Here is a 20712-nt window from a genome sequence, read left to right as displayed (position 1 = left end):
TTGTAACAGACTTAACGGTCTCTTTAACCCAAAACCAAATCTTATGGAACAGAACCTCAGAAAACGTGAAACCATGCATCGTCTATGCGCAAAAGGCCTAGAGATATTCCACAAAAAAGGATATTATAATACAAGTTTGGATGATATATTAAAGGAATTGTCGTTATCAAAAGGTGCATTTTACCATCATTTTAAATCCAAAGAAGATTTCTTCATATATATTCTTCAAAATCTAATTGTTCAAAAAGTCTATGTGCTTTTAGTAGAGCCTTTAAATACCCAAGAAAATCCTTTGCCCGTTATTTTGGATAGTTTGGAAAACGCTTTGGAATCCGGTAAAAGCAATGAAATGGTATACGGCTTTATGCTGAATGATTTTTTAACGGAGTTCAATAAACGTAATGCTGAGATAAGCTCATACCTAAAAGATATACTTAAGGTTTGGGAGGTCAATCTGGTTTCTGTATTAAAAAGAGGCAAGATCGATGGTTATATTGGACGTCACGTAGACTGCGAAGGTGTTGCCACATATATTATTGCATCTTACATGGGAATGCGCACTTTACTGATTGAAAACACCAATAGACAATTGAAGTATCAATATATTCAACAGCTTAGACATTATTTCAATTCAATTGAAGAAAGAACCGTGATGGCCTAATGGCAAAGTATTTCGTTTATTTTTTTGAGCACCTTTAAAGGTGTTATCGTTTCCATAGCTTTTTCATACCCCTTTGGAAATTTATTCCCGTATACGGAAGTTGGTATCCATGGATATTTTGCTCTATCGGACAAAAGTGCGTTTTCAGCTGGTTGGTTAAAAGGGTAAAATCCTGCATACGGATGTGTTACTCCCCAAAGGGTAAGTACCTGGATTCCATAGTTGGCGGCTAGATGTGCATTCCCACTATCCATGGACACCATCAAATCAAGATTGGAAATCAACTCCAACTCTTCGGCCAGATTAAGCTTTCCCGCTACGCTAATAACATCCTTAAATTTAGTTTCAAGAGTTTCCAGTTTTTTAATCTCCCCTACACCCCCTCCAAACAAAATTATTTTATACCTATCAGTATTACTCAATTCCTTTATTACTTCTTCCATTAAATGAAGAGGATACGTTTTCCCCACGAAAGCAGCAAAAGGGGCAATCCCAATCCATTTTTTGGAATCCTGTTCAACGAAATCAAGAGTTTTTTGGGATAATGGTAGTCTCCCCATTGGTTTAGCTTGTGAAATATCAATGGGAAATCCAAGGTTTTCAAAAACATCCGCGTAGCGCTGATGTGTTGGCCTTAATTGTTTGAGGATTTTGTTGGATGTTCTGGTAAGTGCTTTTTTCTCCGCTCTGCCTTTATCCAATTGTACAAAAGGAATTCTACCTAGCGTAAAATACTTTTTTAGTATTTGGCTTCGTAAAACGTTGTGTAAATCTGCAACGTAGTCGATTTGCAATATTTTCAATTCTCGGTACAGACGCCATAAGCCCAACAAACCCTTATGTCTGTTTTTAATATCGGCAACGTAAACGGATGTATTTTTTAATTCAGAAAATAATGGTACAAATTGTTTTTTGGTAAGTACTGTAAGTTTTATCTTGGAATAATTTGCTACAACTTCGCCCAGAACTGGAACTGTCATTGCAACATCTCCCATTGCTGAAAGCCTAATGACCAAAATATGGGTATCCTTACCCTTTTTGTCCACGTAGAACAGGATTTAGTTCTTCATCATTGTACATCTTCATTTGTTTATAGACTTTCATGTACTTGTTACCTTTCTCTATATCTTCCAATAATTGGTCAATAGCCGTGGAGAGGTCTTCCCGTTGTTCCAAGAGAACGGCTAACTTAGCACTACATTTTTGGGTGTGTTCCGGAGATGCGTCGGTACGGTCCACCTCTTCTTGCATATGATAGATTTTGAGTGCAAGTATGGAAAGCCTGTCTATGGCCCATGCAGGACTCTCTGTGTTGATCTTAGCATCTTCCTTTATATGTACCGCTTGGTATTTTTTTAAAAAATATCCATCAATATATTCTACAAGGTCTGTACGGTCTTGATTACTGGCGTCTATTTTTCGTTTAAGGGATAAGGCATCTTTTGGATTAATCCCAGGATCTCTTATAATATCTTCATAGTGCCATTGCACTGTATCGATCCAGTTTTTTCTATAAAGAAGATATTCTATTTTATCTTTTGGAAAAGGATTTATGAAATCTTGGTAGACATCATCCTTTATATGATAGGCTTCTATGCTTTCTTGAAAGATTTTTAAGGCAAAAGAACTGAACATAAGCTGTATGTTTACTACAAAGATATTGCTTTATCAATTACCATAAACCTCAACGGCATAAACTGAAAAAGATAAAACGATAAAAACGATAAAAGCAATTTCCCGTAAACGCATTTTTTTTATTGTCTCCAGATAATTTGTGAGAAATACCGCAGTAGGGAAAAATGTAAATATAACAGGGTGATTATCTGAGGATTTAAAAAAACTTACAATAACACCTAATATGAATGTAGAAAAAACTATCTGTAGTAAAACTTGTTTGCCCCCACCCTTTTTCTGCAACCTAATAAAAACAAGGAGCATCAATAAAACGATTACAATCGAATAAATTATCAACTTAATGGTCACACCTTGTTTATAGAATCCTTCCGTGAGCAAATCCATAGTGAAAGTGTAATGTTCTATAAAGAAGGAAATATTATCATCAACCTTTAAAACGGTAAATACCAAGATGGCAATTGTTAGAACCGAAACTATGGGGACCATCCAATTTTTAATCGTCTTTTTATCATATATATTGATGACTAGAAAGACAAGAATCAGAAAAACCAGTGCCCAATCGTAAAAGAGACTTGCCAAACATATTAAGAGGGAAGCATCAAAAACCTTGTGCTTTACATTTTTAATGGACTTTATGGCCAGTAATCGCCAAATTGCAAGCAGTAAAAAGAAATTGCAAAAAATAGCGTCATTGTCCAAAAGCACATCTGAAAAAACAACGAACAGGAGAACAAAAAACAGTATGGCATAAGAGCTAAAATCCGTTACTTTTTCAATACGAACAATTCTATTTATGATATAGATGGAAAGTAGAAGCACCCCTAGCGTCAAAACCTGAAAGGGAATTTTATCTATGTCTATTTTTTGCCCAGCTTCTATGTACACATGAAAACAGTAAAAAAGAAACATAAAAACCGATAGAACAATATAGTTTATTGGTTTAGTTTTTCCGAAAAAGCTTGAAATCATGTTTGGTTTTACTACTTTTGCAGAGTAAATATAGCTAAGATGAGCAAGTTTTTTTACGGCATTGAAGACTTATTTGTGAATGTTCTTTTTGCGCCATATGATTTTTTCCGTTTCTTGGAAAGCTGGTGGGCTTCCAATACCATTAATTGGATTTTCTTCGTTGTAGGCTTTATTGCCATGATATATTGGATGGGGCAACTCAAGATTTTCAATGATAATAACGAGGAAGACAAGACCATAAGTTCCCACTCCTACTTATAGGTCAAATCCTAAATCCTTTCTGTAGTACATCCCATCGAAATGTAATTTTTCCATATTTTGATAGGATTTTTGCAGTGCTTCTTGGAAATCTTTTCCGTAGGAAGTTATTGCGATTACACGACCTCCATTCGTGAGTATTTTTCCATTATTGGATTTTGTTCCCGCATGGAAGACCAAAGAATCCTCAATATTCTCGATTCCCAAGATTTCCTTTCCCTTTTCATAGGCTTCAGGGTAACCTCCAGATACCGCCATAACAGTGGTTGCCGCTCTTTTATCTATTTTTAAATCAATTTTATCAAGCTTTCCTTTGGCCATTGCTAGGAGAATTTCCACTAAATCATTTTTTATTCTTGGAATGACCACTTCTGTTTCGGGGTCACCCATACGCACATTGTATTCGATTACCTTTGGTTTGTCCCCAACTTTTATCAACCCAATAAAAATAAAGCCTACATAAGGAAGGTTATCCTTTTTAAGACCCTCCACCGTAGGCTTTACGATTTGTTGCTCAACTGCCTGCAAAAAAGCATCATCCGCAAAGGGAACAGGGGAAATAGCACCCATTCCGCCAGTATTCAGTCCTGTATCGCCTTCTCCTATACGTTTGTAATCTTTTGCAGTGGGCAGAATTTTATAATTGGTCCCGTCGGTCAATACAAAACAGCTTAATTCTATTCCGTAAAGGAATTCCTCGATTACTACGGTAGCACTTGCCGAACCGAATTTTGAATCTACCAGCATCGATTTGAGCTCTGCTTTGGCTTTATCCAAATCTTGAAGGATTAAAACTCCTTTACCTGCCGCCAGACCATCGGCTTTGAGTACGTAGGGTGGTTTTAAGGTTTCCAAAAAAGCATAGCCTTCTTCTAAATTGTTTGAAGTAAAACTTTGGTAAGCCGCTGTTGGAATATTATGACGCATCATAAACTTCTTAGCAAATTCCTTGCTGCCTTCAAGCTCTGCTGCTGCTTTTTGAGGGCCAATGACAGAAACGCTCTTTAATTCTTCGTCTTCCAGGAAAAAATCATGAACTCCTTTTACGAGCGGATCTTCGGGACCGACCACCACCAAATTGATATTCTTCTCTAAAACCGTTTTTTTAATTGCATCAAAATCATTTACGCCAATAGCTATGTTAGTGGCGATTTCTGATGTGCCAGCGTTACCGGGAGCTACAAAAAGTCGATTTATTTTAGAGCTTTCGGCAATTTTATAAGCAATAGCATGTTCGCGACCGCCCGAGCCAAGAATTAGAATGTTCATCAATAGGAAATTTCCGCAAAAATACGTTTTGGCACCAAGTTGTTTACTTAATTGCTGAAAAATTTCTGTGGTTTCCGCTCAATTCTTCTGGAGATAAGCTTTTGAAGTAATCATATGCTTTTTTCAATCCTTCTGAACGATGGACCTGTGGCTCCCAGCCCAAGACTTCTTTAGCTCTGCTAATATCAGGTTGCCGTTGTAGAGGATCATCTTGAGGCAATGGTCTATAGACAATTTTTTGGTCTGTTCCCGTAAGCTTTATAATTTCTTGGGCAAATTCCAGAATAGTTGTCTCATCTGGATTCCCTATGTTGATAGGCTCTACGTAATCGCTCATAAGCAAGCGGTAAATTCCTTCAATTTGATCGTCGATGTAGGTGAACGACCGTGTCTGCGAACCGTCCCCAAAAACGGTTAGATCTTCACCACGTAAGGCTTGTCCCATAAATGCGGGCACGACCCTACCATCGTTCAGACGCATTCTGGAACCATACGTATTGAAAATACGGACGATACGTGTGTCCAACCCATGATGACGGTGATAGGCCATAGTTATTGATTCCATAAAACGCTTGGCCTCATCATATACCCCTCTTGGGCCAATGGGACTGACATTGCCATAGTAATCTTCGTTCTGTGGATGTACCAAAGGGTCGCCATAAACTTCCGAGGTGGAGGCTACAAGTATTCTTGCTTTTTTCTCCTTCGCCAATCCCAGCAAATTGAGCGTTCCTAAAGAACCGACTTTTAAGGTCTCGATAGGTATTTTAAGATAGTCAATTGGGCTTGCAGGCGATGCAAAGTGCAAGATATAATCCAATTCCCCGCCAAGGTGCACAAAAGTCGAGACATCATGATGGTGGAATTCAAAATTTTCCAAGGGAAATAAGTGTTCAATGTTCTTTAGGTCTCCTGTTATCAAGTTGTCCATAGCAATCACATGATGTCCTTCTGCGATAAACCTATCGCAGAGATGTGATCCCAAAAAGCCTGCAGCTCCTGTAATTAGGGTTTTTTTCAACTGGTTTCTTTTTTTTGTTTGGTAGAAGGTTCAGCTTTTTTCTTGAGCGAATCAATTTTACGCTTTAAAAGAATTTTTTGCTTAAGGGTGGTAAAATTATAATTGTACTTGAAAAATATGTATCCCAAAAATATAACCACGCTAACCAACATAATTACCATGCCAAGATTTTTGGCCTTACTTCCCAAAATAATAAACAGAACCACGAAGAGCAAATTAAAGCAACCGATTATAAAGCTTGCCTGTTTATGAGAGAGTCCCCAAAAATCGATAAGTACGTGATGTACATGATTTCTATCCGGTGAAAACGGGCCTCTTCTGTTCGCTATTCTAATGGTAAAAACCCTAGCCGTATCAAATAAAGGCACAATTAAAATACTGATGGCAATTAATGGAGCATTTTCCAATAAAAATGGTAAGCCTTCATAGGATTCAGGTTTTAACGCCAAAAATTTCAAAGTAAGTACACTGATAATGAAACCCACAATCAATGAGCCTGTATCGCCCATAAAGATTTTTTTATCCGAAGAGATATTGAATCCAAAAAATGCCATTAAACAGGCATTCATAGTTATACTCAACAGCGCAAAGAAATACTCTCCTGAAAGGTAAAAGATAGTCGTGTAAATGACCATGATAACAATCCCTACAATAGATGCCAGCCCATCAATGCCATCAATCAGATTGTAGGAGTTGATTATGGTCAACATCAAAAAGCCTGCTATTGCCAAATATAGGAAATATGGGATTTCATAAATATTTAAAAACCCATTTAGTGATTCAATCACAAAACTGTCGTTAGCTAAAACGAATGCAATAGCCAATGTTTGGGCAATCAATTTTGATCCTGGGGAAAGTACGACCAAATCATCTTTAAGGCCAACAATAAAAAGTATGGTGAGGCCAGGTATCAAATAGATAGTTTCGTCAAATACATCACGCCCATTAATAAAGAAAAGAGCAAAAATAAGCGTGTAGAAAAAGGCCATTCCGCCAAGTGTAGGTGTTTTTGAGGTATGTGAACTTCTCTTATTGGGGTCGTCCATTAACCTTTTGTATTCAACCACACCAATTATTTTCGGTATGGTCAAATACGTGACCAAAAAAGCACCAATAAATACGGCTACCGCTGTTTCTAGAAAATACATTAGAATGGAGTACAGTTATATTTTATCAAATATAATTTTAAAAAAGAACTTCACTAGACTAAACTGTCTGGATAATCTGGTTGGTTCCTTTATCAAACGATACAACCATTCTATTCCCAATTTTATAAATAGCGCAGGAGCTCTTTTTTTCGTTCCTGAATAAACATCAAAACTTCCACCCAGTCCCATATACAATGCCTCATGTTTTTTTAGGAACTCAGCCATAACATATTCTTGTGCAGGGCTTCCCATCGCTATGAAAACCATATCCGGTTTTTTTTCTAGGATATCCTTGACCAAATTATCTTTGTCATCACCTTTTAAATATCCGTTTCTAAAACCTTTAATATTGATTCGAGGGTATTCCAGAAACAACTTGTCGACAGTTTTTTTTATAACCTCTTCAGAGGCTCCAACCAAATAAAATGATTTTGTTTCTTGATATTTTTTTATAATATCCAACCAAAGCTCGGCTCCAGCAATCTTTATAGAATTTATTCCTTTTTTTTTAAGTGCCCAAACAGCGCCTATTCCATCGGCGTAACCAATGTTTTGATTTATTAGCCTATCAAGCCGAGGGACTTTTTTATTCAATTTTTCTGCATTCAAAGCTACCAATATCGATTTTTTATCACAGATAAAATCAAGTAGTTGGTGTTTGCTTTTGAAAGCATAGATTTTCTTTCCGTTTATTTTAGCGGTTTTAATAGCTTTCATATTTGCAGGGAAAATATTTGGCCAGTATAAAAACTAGACATTAAATTAATATTTGATATCTACATTAGTAGGTAGTAATTTGATCGTTGTTTCTTTTGATACTTTTAATCAAACTCCTGAATTTTCTCAACGAATTTATCGTAAAAGCCTTGGGATGACCAATGATAACGAAATTATCGTGTTTATTATCAGTGTAGGCTTTATGCAATAGATTCGATTTTAAGCCATCCATAGATACAACAGAGTATGAAGGTAGGAACAATAACTTTAAGGCATGTAATCTTGACATTTTACTAGCGTTTCCATCTCCAAAACTACGGTGATGGGGATGGTTCACGACCTTATTAAGTATAAATTTCCAATAAAAGAACGGACTGATTTTTATCGAGGAAATAGGAATTTCCTTGAATCTGCCATTTGTCTCTTTTTTACAGGGATCCGTCTCAAACATCCACCAAGATTTATCTGGAGCTTTTCTAAAATCGTACCATTGGGCAGGTGTAGTGTTCCTTCCTTTGTAATAAACTGTACTATCAACCTTTATATCATTCTCCATAAAGGCTTTTTTTAATTTGTGAAAAGGCTGTATGCACCATCCGCCTGCGCGGTATACGAATGGTTGTTTACCCGTAATCTCCTTGAGTTCTTTGCTGTAGCTTTTAAAAATATCCACTATTTCATCCTCTGTAAATGAATCTAGACGATAGCGCGATAGGTTGAAAATCCATGACGTTCCATTATAAAATGAATCTTCCCAATGTGAATGAATATGTAATTGTATTTGATGGCCTTGCTGTGACAGAAATTTTATTTGAGAGGAAACAGCCTTATAATCCTCTTTAAGTCTAGGATAATCTTTCATGAATTTTTTTAGTGCCAAAAGATATCCTGAATCGACAAAAAAAACACATTTAAAATTAAATTCATCTGCAATTTCCAAAAGTCTTTTAGTTGGCTTAATCATACAGTTTTGAAATGAGCCAGAGTTGCCAAAAAAAAGCTCGTAATCTAGTGTAATATATATATTCAAAATCCTTTTTTTATGATTCTTTGCAAATCTCCATGCATATATGTATATAATTTTCCTCCTCTATTATCCATTGAATTGGTCTTTGGCTCTTTTAGAAATTGCTCCAATACAATTGGAATTTTATCCTGAAGTTTTTGTCGCATTTCTATAAATCCATCTGTTTTATTAATGTTTATTTCTTCTTTGGTTATGATAGCCCCTGTGTCAATTCCACTATCTATATAATGTAGGGTCAATTCGCATTTTCGATTTACCAAATAGTTCCATTCTATAGCATTCATGCCCCTAATTTCTGGCAACCTAGCGTAATGAACATTTACTATTCTTGATTTTACGCCTTCGACGAATTCCTTCGAAAGGATATGGTCGATTGCAACAAATAAATAATCATATTTGCCGTTCGCAATTTTAACAATAGATTTCTGTTCGTTAAATTTTCTAATTTTATAAACCGAAATCCCTTTTTGATTGAAAAATTCGATATTCTTGCGTTTACTGATTCCAACTTTTTTGGGAAGGACGACCCCGTTTCCGAATTTTCTTTTAATCAAATAAGCCTTTAAATATTCCAATAGATGTGTCTTACCATAAAATACATCAACATCATGTCCTAAGTCTAGGCATCTTTTTATGGCGACTTTTTTCCAATTGATATTATCTACCATAGGATAGTTAAACAGAAACGCTAGTCTCATATAAAAGCTTCTTTACTTTTTCTTTTAATAAAAGTACGTCCAAAAAATAACACAAGGTCCATGAAGGATATTTCATTGGAGAACCATACCTATAGATTGGAAATGTGTTGGATATATAACCTTTGGGGTTCATTTTTTGAAGGTACATTCCAATATCGAGCATATGAAATGCAGCACTGGAAAACCTATAATCCTTGGTAAATAAAGTATACCTCAAGAACAATTTGGAAATCAAGAATATTCCCGATAAACTCATACTATTGTCCCTTTTCAAGACGTTTGAGAAAATCGTTTTTCTTGACACAAAAAAATTATGTAGTGTTTCGTTGTGTTCGGTCAATATATCCAGAATACGGGAATCATGAGTGTCTTCGTATATATCAAAAAGTATATTGAGAAAGTATCCCAGCTCGTGACTAGTGGAAGATTTATGTTTCGTAAAAGAATTTGATTTCATAATTTCCGCAATGGATAATCCATTTGTCATCTTTATGGTATTAGATACAAGTTCATAATTGCTAATTCTGCCGGTCTGGTAATCAAACCTAAGTTTCAAAAGAAGTATATGAAGTGAGTATATTTTTAATTTCGATTCTGATACCTGGATTAAGTTTTTTATATGTTGCCCCAAAGAATGTTCGTCAAGGTTCTCGATTGTTAAGTATAATGTTAAAAAATTGAATAGCTCATTTTGATTCTTAATGTCCACATGTGTAAAAAAATAGTTTGAAAATCCGTTTGGCAATGTTTTTGTGCTATGAATTTTAACCAATAAATCAATATAGTACGATGTTGATTTTATGCACACTTTTTCAGACTTTAGCCCTAGAATGTTTATTTCTTTAATAACACCTTTTTCTTTGAGATAGTCTTGCCTCAAAATCTGTAAGGTTTTCGATAAATGGCGTTCGTCATTGTTTCCTGCAAATCGCCAGTATCTAAATACCCTAAAAAGAATAAAATGTGTGATTATGTCCAATGCCGATGTCATAAAATCAATATTTCGGAAATTTATTCTCTATCTTATAATTCATCCTTATAATTTCTCCATAAACTTTAAAAATTCCATTTCCACTTTTTGACTTTCGTATCTTTTTGCAGAGGTAACAGCATTTTCCTTAAATTGTTTGACCATGTTCTTATCAAGTTTTTGATACGCAATCAATTTCTTGGCCAAATCACCACTGTTTTCCCTTTCAAAAAAAAAACCATTATAACCATTTTTTATATAGCCTGTAGGGCCAGCAATATTGGTTGATATGACTGGGACTCCACACATTAGTGCCTCAATACCCACCAAACCTAAGCTTTCGTCCATATATGTTGGAAACACGAAAACACTAAATTGTGAGAAAATATCAGCAAGTCTTTTATGGGCCACACTGGGAATAACCGAAACGTTAATTTTTCTTTCTTCTATTTCTTTCAATATTTTTCTTTCGTCCGGTCCGTCACCTACTATAATTGCTTTAAAAGCTGGAAATCCATTTTTGGTTTTAAGGATCGATAGAGCTTCAAGAAAAATCCACCATCCTTTTCTATATGTAAAATAGGAAACGAACCCGAAAACCAATTCATCGCTCTTTTTCTTTCTGGGATAAAATATTCTTGGATCTACACCCCCTGAAGGATATACAAAGCATTTATCCTCTTTAACACCGAAAATGTCAATAATTTTGTTACGAAAGAAAGTAGATGGCACAATTATTTTTTGACAATTACTAACTACCGGTCGAAGCGGTTTTAAAAAAAACTTTTTCAAATTCGTATCGAAAACCGCGTCGCTGCCATGAAAATTAAGTATAAGCGGAATACCCCTCCATATATATAGATTCAACAAAAAGGGAAAGTATAGTGGAAAATGCACATATACCAAGTCTCTTTTTTTTACGGAAAATAGAAGTAGAAAAACTTTTAGGAACAATACCGTATATCCAAATATTTTTTTCAGGAGGCCTTCTTTCCTTGTCATAGTCAAAAGCTTTACTTCAAATCTCTTTGATAAGGTCTCGTGACATTTTTTGACAAAAATCCCGAACCGGACATTGTTATCCGACGGATACATATTTGAAATCAAGAATATGCGTTTACGCTTCTGTTTCGACATGATCCGTATTTAAAATTATAAAAGCCTTAATAAGAAAAATAGTTGAGAAGAATAATCACCCGAATAAACCTCGATTCTAAAACAAAGATATAGATTCTTTTGAGCGTTCCAGTAGTGTAATATGCTTCTTAGGGAAAATACTATATAAAAAAACGGTAAAAAACATTGCGATAAAAGTGATTCCAAAGTTCCTGTCAAAATAATTCTCGGTAAGACTGACACAGGTTATTATCAATCCTAATAGTGCGTAATTAAATTCCTTTGTCACAATAGCCAATCTTATGTTGGAGATTAAAAAGAATGAAAGAACCAATAATCCTATCGCACCAAAACGAATTGCAAATCCTATAAATTGGTTATGGGCATTATACCCTTCTTCAGCAGCATAAAATAACCCGTCTTTTTTAAACTGTTCTTTTAACCTTGGATATTCGTCGGCAACACCGTACCCAATAATCGGTTTTTCTTTTATCAATTTAAACGCGGATATATATCTAGAAAATCTGGGGTTGGAATGTGTTCTAGAATTGACCTTTCCCTCTGGGGTTGTCAACATCTCAAATCTGGCTATGTTTATAAAACGATCTCCTATATAGGTCGATGAAATTATATTGATGGACAAAATCAAAATTCCGCCGAATACGACAGTAAATAGAACAAGCTTCTTTATCTTCTTTAATCTTATATATTTTAGAGCCTTTTGTAGAGCCTTGAAAAAAACCAGTATAAATAAACCAATAAATACAACTCGTGAGTTCACAAGTAAAATACCTAAACATAATAAAATGATAGCTAGATTCTTTATTTGTTTTTTTAAATTAATATGTTTCAGAAACAACAATGCCGTCAGATAATATACGCCTAAATATGTTGGATGCTGATCAATTGGCCTTGTAAAATGAATGTAGGTATGGTAGTATCCCAAAATATCATATCCTATATGTAGAGAATCTTGGGAGGAAAAATACCTATAGAGATTGAATGCCGTCAAATATAAAATTGAAACTATTGATCCGTAGAACAATCCTTTTAATAGCATTCCTTTTATTTTTCTTAGTTCTAAGGGGCAGAAGTAGATAAAAACCAGCGGTACCAAAAGAAAAGATATTGTTTTTTCTAAATAATGAAAGCTATCACTGGAATAATCAGTATAGATAGCACCAAATAAATGAAGAATAAAGAGGGGCACAGTACTCAATAGAAGTATATTCCATTTAATACCCTTTAATATCACTTTACGATTTTTAACATGTTTATAGAACGAGAACAGCAATATGGAAACTAAAAAAAAGTTGCTTAGTCCCGTATATAGGGGAAGCATAAAGGCAAAAAGGAAACAAAATGCCGTTAAGTATCTCATACAACTCTCCTCAAATATGTCATAGCAAAAACAAATCCAATAAAAATTCCAGCGATACCCGATGAAAAAACATGACCGGCCAATGAAGATATTATCACCAATAGTATAAAGAATAAATAACTTAAGCGTGCAAATGGATAATTGACATTATCTTTTCTTTTGTAAAAGAGATAGCATGCTAAAAGAATAGTTCCCAAGAAAAGAAATATTCCGGTAACGCCATATGCAAAAAAAATATCCAAAAAATCCATTTCTATGGTATGGCCCGTTATTTCCTCATATCTGCTCTGCCCTATCCCTATTAATTTTTCCAATGTGTTATAATTATTTTTATAGATATCAAATGCTGTTTGAAAATAGAGGTTCCTACTGGAGAGTATAAGCGTTAACAGATCTACTTTATTGTAGTAATATAGAATCCTATTTTGAAACAGTTCAGAACTGACCACCCTATTAAGAAACCAAAATATTCCTAAAGGTATTACAACCGCGCTTACGACCATAAAGTTTCCCAGCTTTTTGGATGATGCCAATATTGCCAAGGGTCTAACTCTTAACAATAAAGCTACTAACAAAACTCCCAATATAGCGGATTTGGACCCTAGCACAAATGCTACATTTATTGTAAATGCAAAAAACACCCAGAAACGTATTTTTTTCCCCTTTGCGATGAGCTCAAACGCCAAAACTGCATAAAGGATTAAGAAAACTGTGGATATTTCATTACCTGCATAAATATATCCCTTACTTCCAATTCCTGATCTATACAATGAAAATCCCAAGCCTACAAACTTCATTAGAACATTGACGACAATAATTATATATGATATTCTAATAAAAAAAAATAATTTTTTAATCGTCCATATCCTATTCTGCAGAAACAGCTCTCTAAAGTAGACAAAGCAAATTATAGGTGTCAGGTATTTTACGATTTTAAGGCTATCTGAATATATACTTACAGAATACCCTTGTACAAACTGTAAAATAGTCGGGAGAAACAGAATGGAAAAAGTACATGCTATTATAAATAGAAAAAAAGCTTTTCGATGCAATCTAAGTAGTATGAGTAAAAGTATGCCCGTTTTATAAATTTGACTTATAGGAAATGTAAAACTGCTATTATTGAGTTTAAAGTAGCCGTTTATTGAATCGACCAGCAGTACTATACTCATCAGAAATATAATAAGCGCATCGATATGTTTTACTTTTATAACCAATATACATCTCATTAAAACAACATAAAAGTAGGAAGAAATAAAATTGTGAGAGCATCAGCCCGTTCCTAAAGCACAACAACTATACTCACATTCAATCTCTCAAATTTCCAAACAGTCCTAGAAAGTGCTAAAGAAAGAAAATGTGAATAAAATTGTCTTACTTTGATGCTTTTACGGTCATCGATTTTAAATCCTTAATTAAGATTGAAAAAATTAATAGAAAATAAAGGTCATTTCTTTCAGGCCTCTTGGCTTGGCATTGGAAATTCGATTGTTTCTATATTATCGATTTTATTGATGGTGGTCTTAAGCCGTTACTTAATGAAAGATGAATACGGTTCTTTCAGGCAAATCATGTACATCCATGTTACCATTATATCAATTATAGGTCTAAGTCTTTCAAAATTACCTTCCAACTATCTGCCTTTATTATCCTTGTCCCAAGGAAAAAATCTTATAAACAAAATTATGCTGGTCTTGGTTCCCACCGCAATAATTTTTGGTTTATTAATATATGCTGGAAACCCGTTACTATGTAAATTTTTTGGGAACCCTACGTTGAAGGAGCCTTTAAAAATCTTCTCTTGGGTAGTTCTTTTTACGATTCCTACATTGACAATCGAAGGAATTTACGCTACTTATAAAAAAACCCATTTATATGGCATTTATGTAGTAACAAGTAAGGTTTTGTTTTTTGTTTTATTAATAATTCCAATAGTAATTTACAACGCGAATTTAAATAAATTGATGTTATTTTGGGCTATTCATGCAATGTCATCACTTGTACTTGGAATCTACCTAATCTACCTCCCTTTTCTTAAAATCAACCCTTTGGATTGTAAGATATCATATAAGAATATTTTTAAATTTCTAGTCCCTCTAACTCTTACATCAGTTTTAGGAATTTTATTTACTTCTTCCGACCAATTTTATATTAGTAATTATTTCGGTGAAGAAACCTACGCCGATTTTTCGAATGGCTCAATAAAAATTCCCTTTATTGGTGTTCTGATCGGTTCAATTAGTGCAGTATTACATCCTTATTTTGTAAAAAAATTAAGTGATTCAGATTCGAGAAAAGAAATTACAAAAACCATACATAGCTCAATTTTAAAATCGATAACTTTAGTATACCCCATAATCATCTTCGTTTGGTTTTCAAGCAGAGACATTTTTTTTATTTTGTTTGGTGAAGAATATACAGATTCCGCTATTTTTTTTAAAGTAATTTCTATTTATAGTTTATTCTCGGTTTTTGTGTTTCTCCCAATTATAATTGCTCTAAAAGAAGTAAAATTCTATAATATTGTTCACGTTCTGGGTGTTTTGACGGTTTGGGCTTCGCAATGGTTAATTTTGAATTTTACCACTTCGCCCTTCGTAGTGCCAGTAATTTCTTTGTTGGTTAAAATTAGTATAATCGTTTTACTTATTTATAAAATAATATCACGACTACAAGTAAATTTCAGGAAATTAGTTCCCCTAACTTCTGCAATTACGCTTATTGTTGCATGTGTTTCAATATTAATTCCAATATATATTCTGAGAAATATGTTGATTTTAGAATTATGGCAAAATATTATTTTTGTAATAATCTCTTTTATAATATACTTTTCAATATTGTTTTTTACGAATAAGAGTTTCAAAGTTCGTTTTATTAATATATTTAAGCAATTTACTTCATCCTAATATAAGTTATCTCAAATATGGAAATCGATAAAATATGTATAACAATTTTACAAACTGGAAATATATGTAGATTATTTGCTGAATCCATAAGACAATAAGCTTCAAATTAAATTAACAACAAACCATTAAATACCTTTACGGACATGAGTTCTAAAATAGCCGTAGTAATCCCTGCATTCAAGGTTTCAAATTCTATTGAAGAGGTGATCCAAGGTATTCCAGAGATTGTTTCGAATATCATAGTCGTTGATGATAAATGCCCGAAAAATTCAGGTAAGATTGCTGGTAAGGTTCATATAAAGCAAGGACAGAAACTCCACATTATCTTCCATGACAAAAACAAAGGGGTCGGAGGTGCAGTGGTCAGTGGCTACAAAAAAGCTTTGTTGTTGAATAGCGATTGCGTAGTTAAATTGGATGGGGATGGGCAAATGGACATCAAATTTCTGGAGGTTCTAGTAGAACCTATATCAAAAGGATTGGCGGATTATTCAAAGGGAAATAGGTTTGTGGACTTTAAATCGTTAAGAACTATGCCGAAGGTTCGCCTCTTTGGAAACAGTGTTCTATCATTTGTACTTAAAATGGTCTCTGGATATTGGGATATTATGGATCCCACAAATGGATATACCTGTATATCGAAAAGAGCCTTAAAAAAGATAAACATGGAAAAATTAGCCAACCGTTATTTTTTCGAATCTGATATGCTCGTCAATTTGAACATCAATAAATGTGTGGTCAAAGATATTCCCATGCCATCAAAATATGGAGACGAAGAAAGCTCCCTAAACGTCAACAAGATATTATTTCAATTTCCCCCTTATCTTTTTGCTCGCTTTACTAGAAGACTATTCTTGAAATATTATATCTACGACTTCAATATGGCTTCGGTTTATATCTTAATTGGGTTTCCTATGTTAGTATGGGGGTTGTGTTTTGGATTATATAAATGGGTTGAAGCCCTTCAAAATAATACCTTAACATCAACGGGAACAGTAATGCTCTCTGTTTTGCCCTTAATTTTAGGCGTGCAATTAATCTTGCAAGCTATAAATATCGATATCAATTCCGTACCTAAGAAAAAAAATGAGGTTATTCACTAGAAAAGAACATTATTTTGAATTAATCATTGCGGTCATTTTCTGCTATGTTTTGGCTATGGGCCAACAAATTCGATGTCCAGGTCCAGACGCCAAACTCTATAGGGGTCTTTCCGTAAACATTTTTGCTGGAGAAGGCTACATAGATAATATTAGGAACGACTTTATTCTACCTTCCATTGGACACCCTCTGCTTTTGGGCATTTTTCAACAAGTAGAATTTGATGATGATATAGAAGTGATGATGTACTTATGTTTTCTATCCTTGGTCATTTGCTATCTTTTGTGCATTGTCTTGCATATAAAGTCTTATCTGAGTTTCTTTGCCGTATTCTTTCTGAACGATTTTTTACCAGCACTCACTGAGTGGGGAATTGAAGCTTCTTTGTTGTTCTCTATCTTATTGTTATGGTTTAGTGTTTGCCTGTTTTTTCGTTTTAAATCCTACCGCACTGCAATTTTCTTTGGTATAGCTTTGTTCATCAATCTTTTGATTAGACCCATGCTGGCTCCTTTATTTTATTTGGTGTTAATATCAGTATTTATTGCTTTCGTGTTAAACAGGGTCCAATTTAAACAGGAAGCTATTGCACTTGCAGTATCTGGAATCCTCTTTTTTGGTGTAAAGGGGTATTCAATGTTCGCATATGATGATTCCAGAATGGTTTCCGGAACTTATAGTGAGATTCCCCTATATTGTGCCTTTAACGAATTTATCCCCTTGGACAAGGAGTATAGATCCACCCATTGGAGAGCCTTATCAGATTCAGTCTATAAAAACGCTGTAAACTCTTTTGAGATGAAAACCACTTGGCAGGATAGAGCCCTATTGCTACGAAAAAAAACGGTACGCTTCATCAAACAAAATCCTGATCTGGCGTGGAATGGATATCTATGGAGATTGAAAAGGTACACCACGAATCAAGAATCTAAATATGGAACAGAACTTTTTTATATCTGGCTTTTTCTAGCTCCTTTCTTTATTGGAAATGCCAAGCGCACTTTAACATATAAATTGACTGTTGTTGGTTTACCTCTTTATGTTGTAGCGGTAATGTCAGTCTTCCCCTATATCGACATTAGATATGCTTTGACACCAAATCTATATTTTCTTTGTAGTATACTCTTTATGCTTTCATATTTAGATAAGAAATCCTATATAACCAATCAACTAGTGATTAGGTCAAAGATTGAGTCAAAAATGACTTAAACCTACTAATAGAGGGAATAATGATTACGATAACTATAAGTTTATAAACTTTGGAATTGACTTTTTCAATAGGTTGGCTTTTTTCAATTTTAGGAAATGTTATATGGTATCTATTGATCCCTGGTGCTATCCTAGTGACCCTAGTTAATTCTGAACGGAAAATTTATAAAAATATCTGTGTGTGTTTTCCGTGTGGATTTATTCTGTTCAGCTTTGTCTCATTTCTTGGATATTTGACCAATGCTTCCCTTGAGAGTATTAAAACAGTGATTCTTTTAATCAACGTGGTCGGTGTTATATTTTTTTTATATAGGGCTAGACAAAAGAAGATATTTTCATATCCACCTAAGATTAACATTTATTCGGACTCCTTTAAGGATTTAATTTTACTAAATGTTATCATCATCGGGCTCTTTGTTATATCCCTATACTCTGAATGGTATCCTAGGGGTGACGCCTCGATTCATCTTCAAGGTATTCAGAATCTTATAAGTGAGAAAAACTTGGTGTTTCCTTTTTATAGTCTATTCGATTATCCTATAATTCCAGATCATACTTATGATGCCTACTATGTACTGTTGGCAATGTTCAATATGGATTCAGGTATATCCTTAGATATCATCTGGCATTATTCTACTCCAATATTTATTCTATTTGTACCACTTGTATCTTATGATTTATTCAGATCACTTTCAGATGATAGGAAATTGGTAAGATTTTTTATTATATCATTCTTTATTTGTTCTACTACAATGCCTGGTTTGCTAAATGCGACCTTAACTGACGCATTAGTATACCCAAATAGATTTTACTTCTATCTAATACTGCCTCTAATGTTAAGTGTTTCTATAGATTATCTAAAGAAAGGCCATATTAAGAGTCTTGTGCTTTCTATTTTATGTATCAATACATTTTTCTTTGTGCATCAAAGTGGTTTTTTGTTTACTTTGTTATTATTGGGAGGAGCTTTTATATTAAATTTATTTTGCAAAGACTGGCGAGAATCGTTCAAAAAGTATTTAATCCTACTTATTTTTCTTATTGTTTCTTCTCTACCATTATTGTATCTTAAACTATCTCCAAACTTGAGCTTTATTCAAAAAGCTTCAGATGATATTTGGAAATCCCATTATCGCTTTGTGGAATTCTCTGAAGGTTTTTATGCTTTTCCTATAGGACGCTATGGTAAATGGGGGATGTTATTAGCCCTTTGTATTGCCATATACTTATTTATAAGAAAAAGAAAAGACAATAACTCGGTAATCTTGACAACGTCTCTTCTTACTGCTAGTATAATTTTTCCTTTACTTATCGTTTTCAACCCCATTATTGTTCCCTTTTTAGGAAAATTGATTTCATATCCTGCAATCGTTAGAATGTTAAGAGTCCCGATGTACTCTTGTATTTTTGCCTATGGATTCTATATTCTAATCAAGGACATAAAGATTTTAGCAAATAATAGTGCACTATCTAAATCAATAAAACTATTTTCTGTAATTGCTGTGGTTTATATGATAGCTATAACCCAAATAGCTGATAGGGATATTGGACATAAGGTTCCAATAATATCAGAAATCGTCAAACAAATACCATCAGGGAGTACCGTATATTCAGATCAAATGACGTGTTCAGACATGGCACAATTCAAAAAAATTAATGTTCCTATAATAAAGTTCAATGGTACAATTGATTTGGTACCGATAAATGAAAAAAAGATTGAAGTTCTTCATTTCTTTTCAAATGATAGTGATGAGAACTTCGTTCGTGAAGTTATTGAAAAGTATCATGTTGATTATGTTGTATTGAATAAATCTAAATTTTCAGGACGTATAAAATTAATTTTAAACAAATTGTTTATTAAGGTTTATGAAAATAAAAATTATTCACTTTACCAAACACCTGACTGAAACCAATATAAATCTATTAACATAAAACATAGTGTAAATGAAATCTTTCAAAGATGTAAAAAAGAAGTTTAAAAATACATTCCATAATATCCTTAAAACAACTCAAAATTATGAGTTGGATGAAGCTGCATTTCCTGCTTACGCACATAAAAATATCTTAATAGACCATCTTTTCTGGAAAAGAGTACAAGTAGCTTTTAACCATTCACAAAAAAACTCGGGCACCAAAAAAGCATTGGATTTTGGTTGCGGTTCTGGAGTACTTAGTTATCTTTTAGCAAAAAACGGATATAATGTTACGGGAGTGGACATAGAGTTCAGACCATTGGAACTTATTAGGGAAAAAGTAAATTTTCCTTCCAATATTGAATTTATTAAAGGTGATATTCTAGCGCTAAATCTTCCTCAAAAATCCTATGATGTTATTTTTGCTCTTGATGTATTGGAACACATTGAAAATTTGCAGGATTATATTGATTGTTTTAAAGGTTTATTGGCCGAGGATGGTGTAATAATCATTTCTGGGCCTACGGAGAATATTTTGTACAAAATAGGAAGAAAGATAGCCGGGCAGCGTTTTACCGGTGACTATCACGTCACCAATATTTCTAAGATTAAAAACGAATTTAAACAAAAGCTAGAAGTAAAAACCATAAAAAAATTGGTTTTTCCTTTGGTGCTGTTTGAGCTTTTTGAAGCCAGAAAAAGTAAATAAAACG

Annotated in this window: 20 protein-coding genes; 7 read left to right on the top strand and 13 right to left on the bottom strand. The window is 33.9% G+C overall.

Features of this window, described 5'->3' with window-relative positions; genetic code table 11:
- Positions 1–43: 43 nt before the first annotated feature.
- Complete coding sequence (locus HME9304_RS07650; RefSeq protein ID WP_112378026.1) at positions 44–661, top strand: TetR/AcrR family transcriptional regulator; 618 nt, start codon at positions 44–46, stop codon at positions 659–661.
- On the opposite strand, the gene HME9304_RS07645 is transcribed toward HME9304_RS07650, so the two are convergent.
- The 3 genes from HME9304_RS07645 to HME9304_RS07635 are packed head-to-tail and all read right to left on the bottom strand — an operon-like array spanning position 658 to position 3205.
- Positions 658–1707: a glycosyltransferase family 9 protein gene (locus HME9304_RS07645; protein ID WP_313790006.1), complete on the bottom strand. Its 1050-nt coding sequence runs from the start codon at positions 1705–1707 to the stop codon at positions 658–660. The two genes, HME9304_RS07650 and HME9304_RS07645, sit on opposite strands and share 4 nt — an antisense overlap.
- On the bottom strand, positions 1691–2296 hold the full coding sequence (locus HME9304_RS07640) for a DUF4254 domain-containing protein (RefSeq protein ID WP_112378024.1): 606 nt from the start codon (positions 2294–2296) through the stop codon (positions 1691–1693). The genes HME9304_RS07645 and HME9304_RS07640 overlap by 17 nt, the downstream gene beginning before the upstream one ends.
- A 33-nt stretch (positions 2297–2329) precedes the next feature.
- The gene (locus HME9304_RS07635) at positions 2330–3205 is read right to left on the bottom strand and encodes a DUF6427 family protein (RefSeq protein ID WP_123877408.1); all 876 of its coding nucleotides are present in this window, start codon (positions 3203–3205) and stop codon (positions 2330–2332) included.
- A 99-nt stretch (positions 3206–3304) separates the two neighbouring features.
- Between HME9304_RS07635 and HME9304_RS07630 the strand changes: the two genes are divergently transcribed.
- Positions 3305–3526 carry a DUF6341 family protein gene (locus tag HME9304_RS07630; protein WP_112378022.1) on the top strand — a complete coding sequence of 74 codons (222 nt, stop codon included), beginning with the start codon at positions 3305–3307 and terminating at the stop codon, positions 3524–3526.
- Here the strand turns inward: HME9304_RS07630 and purD are convergent.
- The 10 genes from purD to HME9304_RS16955 form a co-directional block, all read right to left on the bottom strand.
- The gene (purD, locus tag HME9304_RS07625) at positions 3521–4792 is read right to left on the bottom strand and encodes a phosphoribosylamine--glycine ligase (RefSeq protein WP_112378021.1); all 1272 of its coding nucleotides are present in this window, start codon (positions 4790–4792) and stop codon (positions 3521–3523) included. The genes HME9304_RS07630 and purD overlap by 6 nt on opposite strands.
- 43 nt (positions 4793–4835) lie before the next feature.
- On the bottom strand, positions 4836–5813 hold the full coding sequence (locus HME9304_RS07620) for a UDP-glucuronic acid decarboxylase family protein (RefSeq protein WP_112378020.1): 978 nt from the start codon (positions 5811–5813) through the stop codon (positions 4836–4838).
- The gene (locus HME9304_RS07615) at positions 5810–6961 is read right to left on the bottom strand and encodes a glycosyltransferase family 4 protein (protein WP_112378019.1); all 1152 of its coding nucleotides are present in this window, start codon (positions 6959–6961) and stop codon (positions 5810–5812) included. The genes HME9304_RS07620 and HME9304_RS07615 overlap by 4 nt, the downstream gene beginning before the upstream one ends.
- Positions 6962–6976: 15 nt before the next feature.
- Positions 6977–7678, bottom strand: coding sequence for a WecB/TagA/CpsF family glycosyltransferase (locus HME9304_RS07610; protein ID WP_112378018.1), 702 nt, complete (start codon positions 7676–7678; stop codon positions 6977–6979).
- 64 nt (positions 7679–7742) lie between these two features.
- On the bottom strand, positions 7743–8642 hold the full coding sequence (locus HME9304_RS07605) for a polysaccharide deacetylase family protein (RefSeq protein ID WP_112378017.1): 900 nt from the start codon (positions 8640–8642) through the stop codon (positions 7743–7745).
- A gap of 62 nt (positions 8643–8704) precedes the next feature.
- Complete coding sequence (locus HME9304_RS07600) at positions 8705–9403, bottom strand: formyltransferase family protein (RefSeq protein ID WP_112378016.1); 699 nt, start codon at positions 9401–9403, stop codon at positions 8705–8707.
- Positions 9381–10394, bottom strand: a complete 1014-nt coding sequence (locus tag HME9304_RS07595; RefSeq protein ID WP_112378015.1) for a hypothetical protein — start codon at positions 10392–10394, stop codon at positions 9381–9383. Before HME9304_RS07595 ends, HME9304_RS07600 begins: the two co-directional genes overlap by 23 nt.
- Before the next feature lie 45 nt (positions 10395–10439).
- A complete protein-coding gene (locus HME9304_RS07590) occupies positions 10440–11375 on the bottom strand; it encodes a glycosyltransferase family 4 protein (RefSeq protein ID WP_164674800.1) in 936 nt (311 codons plus the stop codon).
- A 211-nt stretch (positions 11376–11586) separates the two neighbouring features.
- Positions 11587–12744, bottom strand: coding sequence for an O-antigen ligase family protein (locus HME9304_RS07585; RefSeq protein ID WP_164674799.1), 1158 nt, complete (start codon positions 12742–12744; stop codon positions 11587–11589).
- 122 nt (positions 12745–12866) lie between these two features.
- Positions 12867–14042 carry an O-antigen ligase family protein gene (locus HME9304_RS16955; protein WP_206170504.1) on the bottom strand — a complete coding sequence of 392 codons (1176 nt, stop codon included), beginning with the start codon at positions 14040–14042 and terminating at the stop codon, positions 12867–12869.
- 249 nt (positions 14043–14291) lie between these two features.
- Here HME9304_RS16955 and HME9304_RS07575 point away from each other — a divergent pair, with 249 nt between their 5' ends.
- From HME9304_RS07575 to HME9304_RS07555, 5 genes are all read left to right on the top strand, one after another.
- A complete protein-coding gene (locus tag HME9304_RS07575) occupies positions 14292–15776 on the top strand; it encodes an oligosaccharide flippase family protein (RefSeq protein ID WP_112378011.1) in 1485 nt (494 codons plus the stop codon).
- Positions 15777–15919: 143 nt separating this feature from the next.
- Positions 15920–16879 carry a glycosyltransferase family 2 protein gene (locus HME9304_RS07570; protein WP_112378010.1) on the top strand — a complete coding sequence of 320 codons (960 nt, stop codon included), beginning with the start codon at positions 15920–15922 and terminating at the stop codon, positions 16877–16879.
- Positions 16863–18086, top strand: coding sequence for a hypothetical protein (locus tag HME9304_RS07565; RefSeq protein WP_123877405.1), 1224 nt, complete (start codon positions 16863–16865; stop codon positions 18084–18086). Before HME9304_RS07570 ends, HME9304_RS07565 begins: the two co-directional genes overlap by 17 nt.
- A 50-nt stretch (positions 18087–18136) precedes the next feature.
- Positions 18137–19993 (top strand): hypothetical protein, encoded by a 1857-nt coding sequence (locus HME9304_RS07560; protein WP_123877402.1) that lies wholly within the window; start codon positions 18137–18139, stop codon positions 19991–19993.
- 37 nt (positions 19994–20030) lie between these two features.
- Positions 20031–20708: a class I SAM-dependent methyltransferase gene (locus HME9304_RS07555; RefSeq protein ID WP_112378007.1), complete on the top strand. Its 678-nt coding sequence runs from the start codon at positions 20031–20033 to the stop codon at positions 20706–20708.
- Positions 20709–20712 lie beyond the last annotated feature (4 nt).

It is taken from the genome of Flagellimonas maritima, assembly GCF_003269425.1.
Taxonomy (GTDB): domain Bacteria; phylum Bacteroidota; class Bacteroidia; order Flavobacteriales; family Flavobacteriaceae; genus Flagellimonas; species Flagellimonas maritima.
Note: the sequence above shows the minus strand (reverse complement) of the source record. Positions and strands in the feature narration are given on the sequence as shown.

Bases quoted from the DNA above. Each gene is read 5' to 3' on its own strand.
- purD (WP_112378021.1), bottom strand. From the start codon at position 4,792: ATGAACATTCTAATTCTTGGCTCGGGCGGTCGCGAACATGCTATTGCT.
- HME9304_RS07630 (WP_112378022.1), top strand. From the start codon at position 3,305: ATGAGCAAGTTTTTTTACGGCATTGAAGACTTATTTGTGAATGTTCTT.
- HME9304_RS16955 (WP_206170504.1), bottom strand. From the start codon at position 14,042: ATGAGTATAGTACTGCTGGTCGATTCAATAAACGGCTACTTTAAACTC.
- HME9304_RS07565 (WP_123877405.1), top strand. From the start codon at position 16,863: ATGAGGTTATTCACTAGAAAAGAACATTATTTTGAATTAATCATTGCG.
- HME9304_RS07595 (WP_112378015.1), bottom strand. From the start codon at position 10,394: ATGACATCGGCATTGGACATAATCACACATTTTATTCTTTTTAGGGTA.
- HME9304_RS07590 (WP_164674800.1), bottom strand. From the start codon at position 11,375: ATGACAAGGAAAGAAGGCCTCCTGAAAAAAATATTTGGATATACGGTA.
- HME9304_RS07555 (WP_112378007.1), top strand. From the start codon at position 20,031: ATGAAATCTTTCAAAGATGTAAAAAAGAAGTTTAAAAATACATTCCAT.
- HME9304_RS07570 (WP_112378010.1), top strand. From the start codon at position 15,920: ATGAGTTCTAAAATAGCCGTAGTAATCCCTGCATTCAAGGTTTCAAAT.
- HME9304_RS07640 (WP_112378024.1), bottom strand. From the start codon at position 2,296: ATGTTCAGTTCTTTTGCCTTAAAAATCTTTCAAGAAAGCATAGAAGCC.
- HME9304_RS07635 (WP_123877408.1), bottom strand. From the start codon at position 3,205: ATGTTTCTTTTTTACTGTTTTCATGTGTACATAGAAGCTGGGCAAAAA.
- HME9304_RS07650 (WP_112378026.1), top strand. From the start codon at position 44: ATGGAACAGAACCTCAGAAAACGTGAAACCATGCATCGTCTATGCGCA.
- HME9304_RS07600 (WP_112378016.1), bottom strand. From the start codon at position 9,403: ATGAGACTAGCGTTTCTGTTTAACTATCCTATGGTAGATAATATCAAT.
- HME9304_RS07615 (WP_112378019.1), bottom strand. From the start codon at position 6,961: ATGTATTTTCTAGAAACAGCGGTAGCCGTATTTATTGGTGCTTTTTTG.
- HME9304_RS07610 (WP_112378018.1), bottom strand. From the start codon at position 7,678: ATGAAAGCTATTAAAACCGCTAAAATAAACGGAAAGAAAATCTATGCT.
- HME9304_RS07605 (WP_112378017.1), bottom strand. From the start codon at position 8,642: ATGATTAAGCCAACTAAAAGACTTTTGGAAATTGCAGATGAATTTAAT.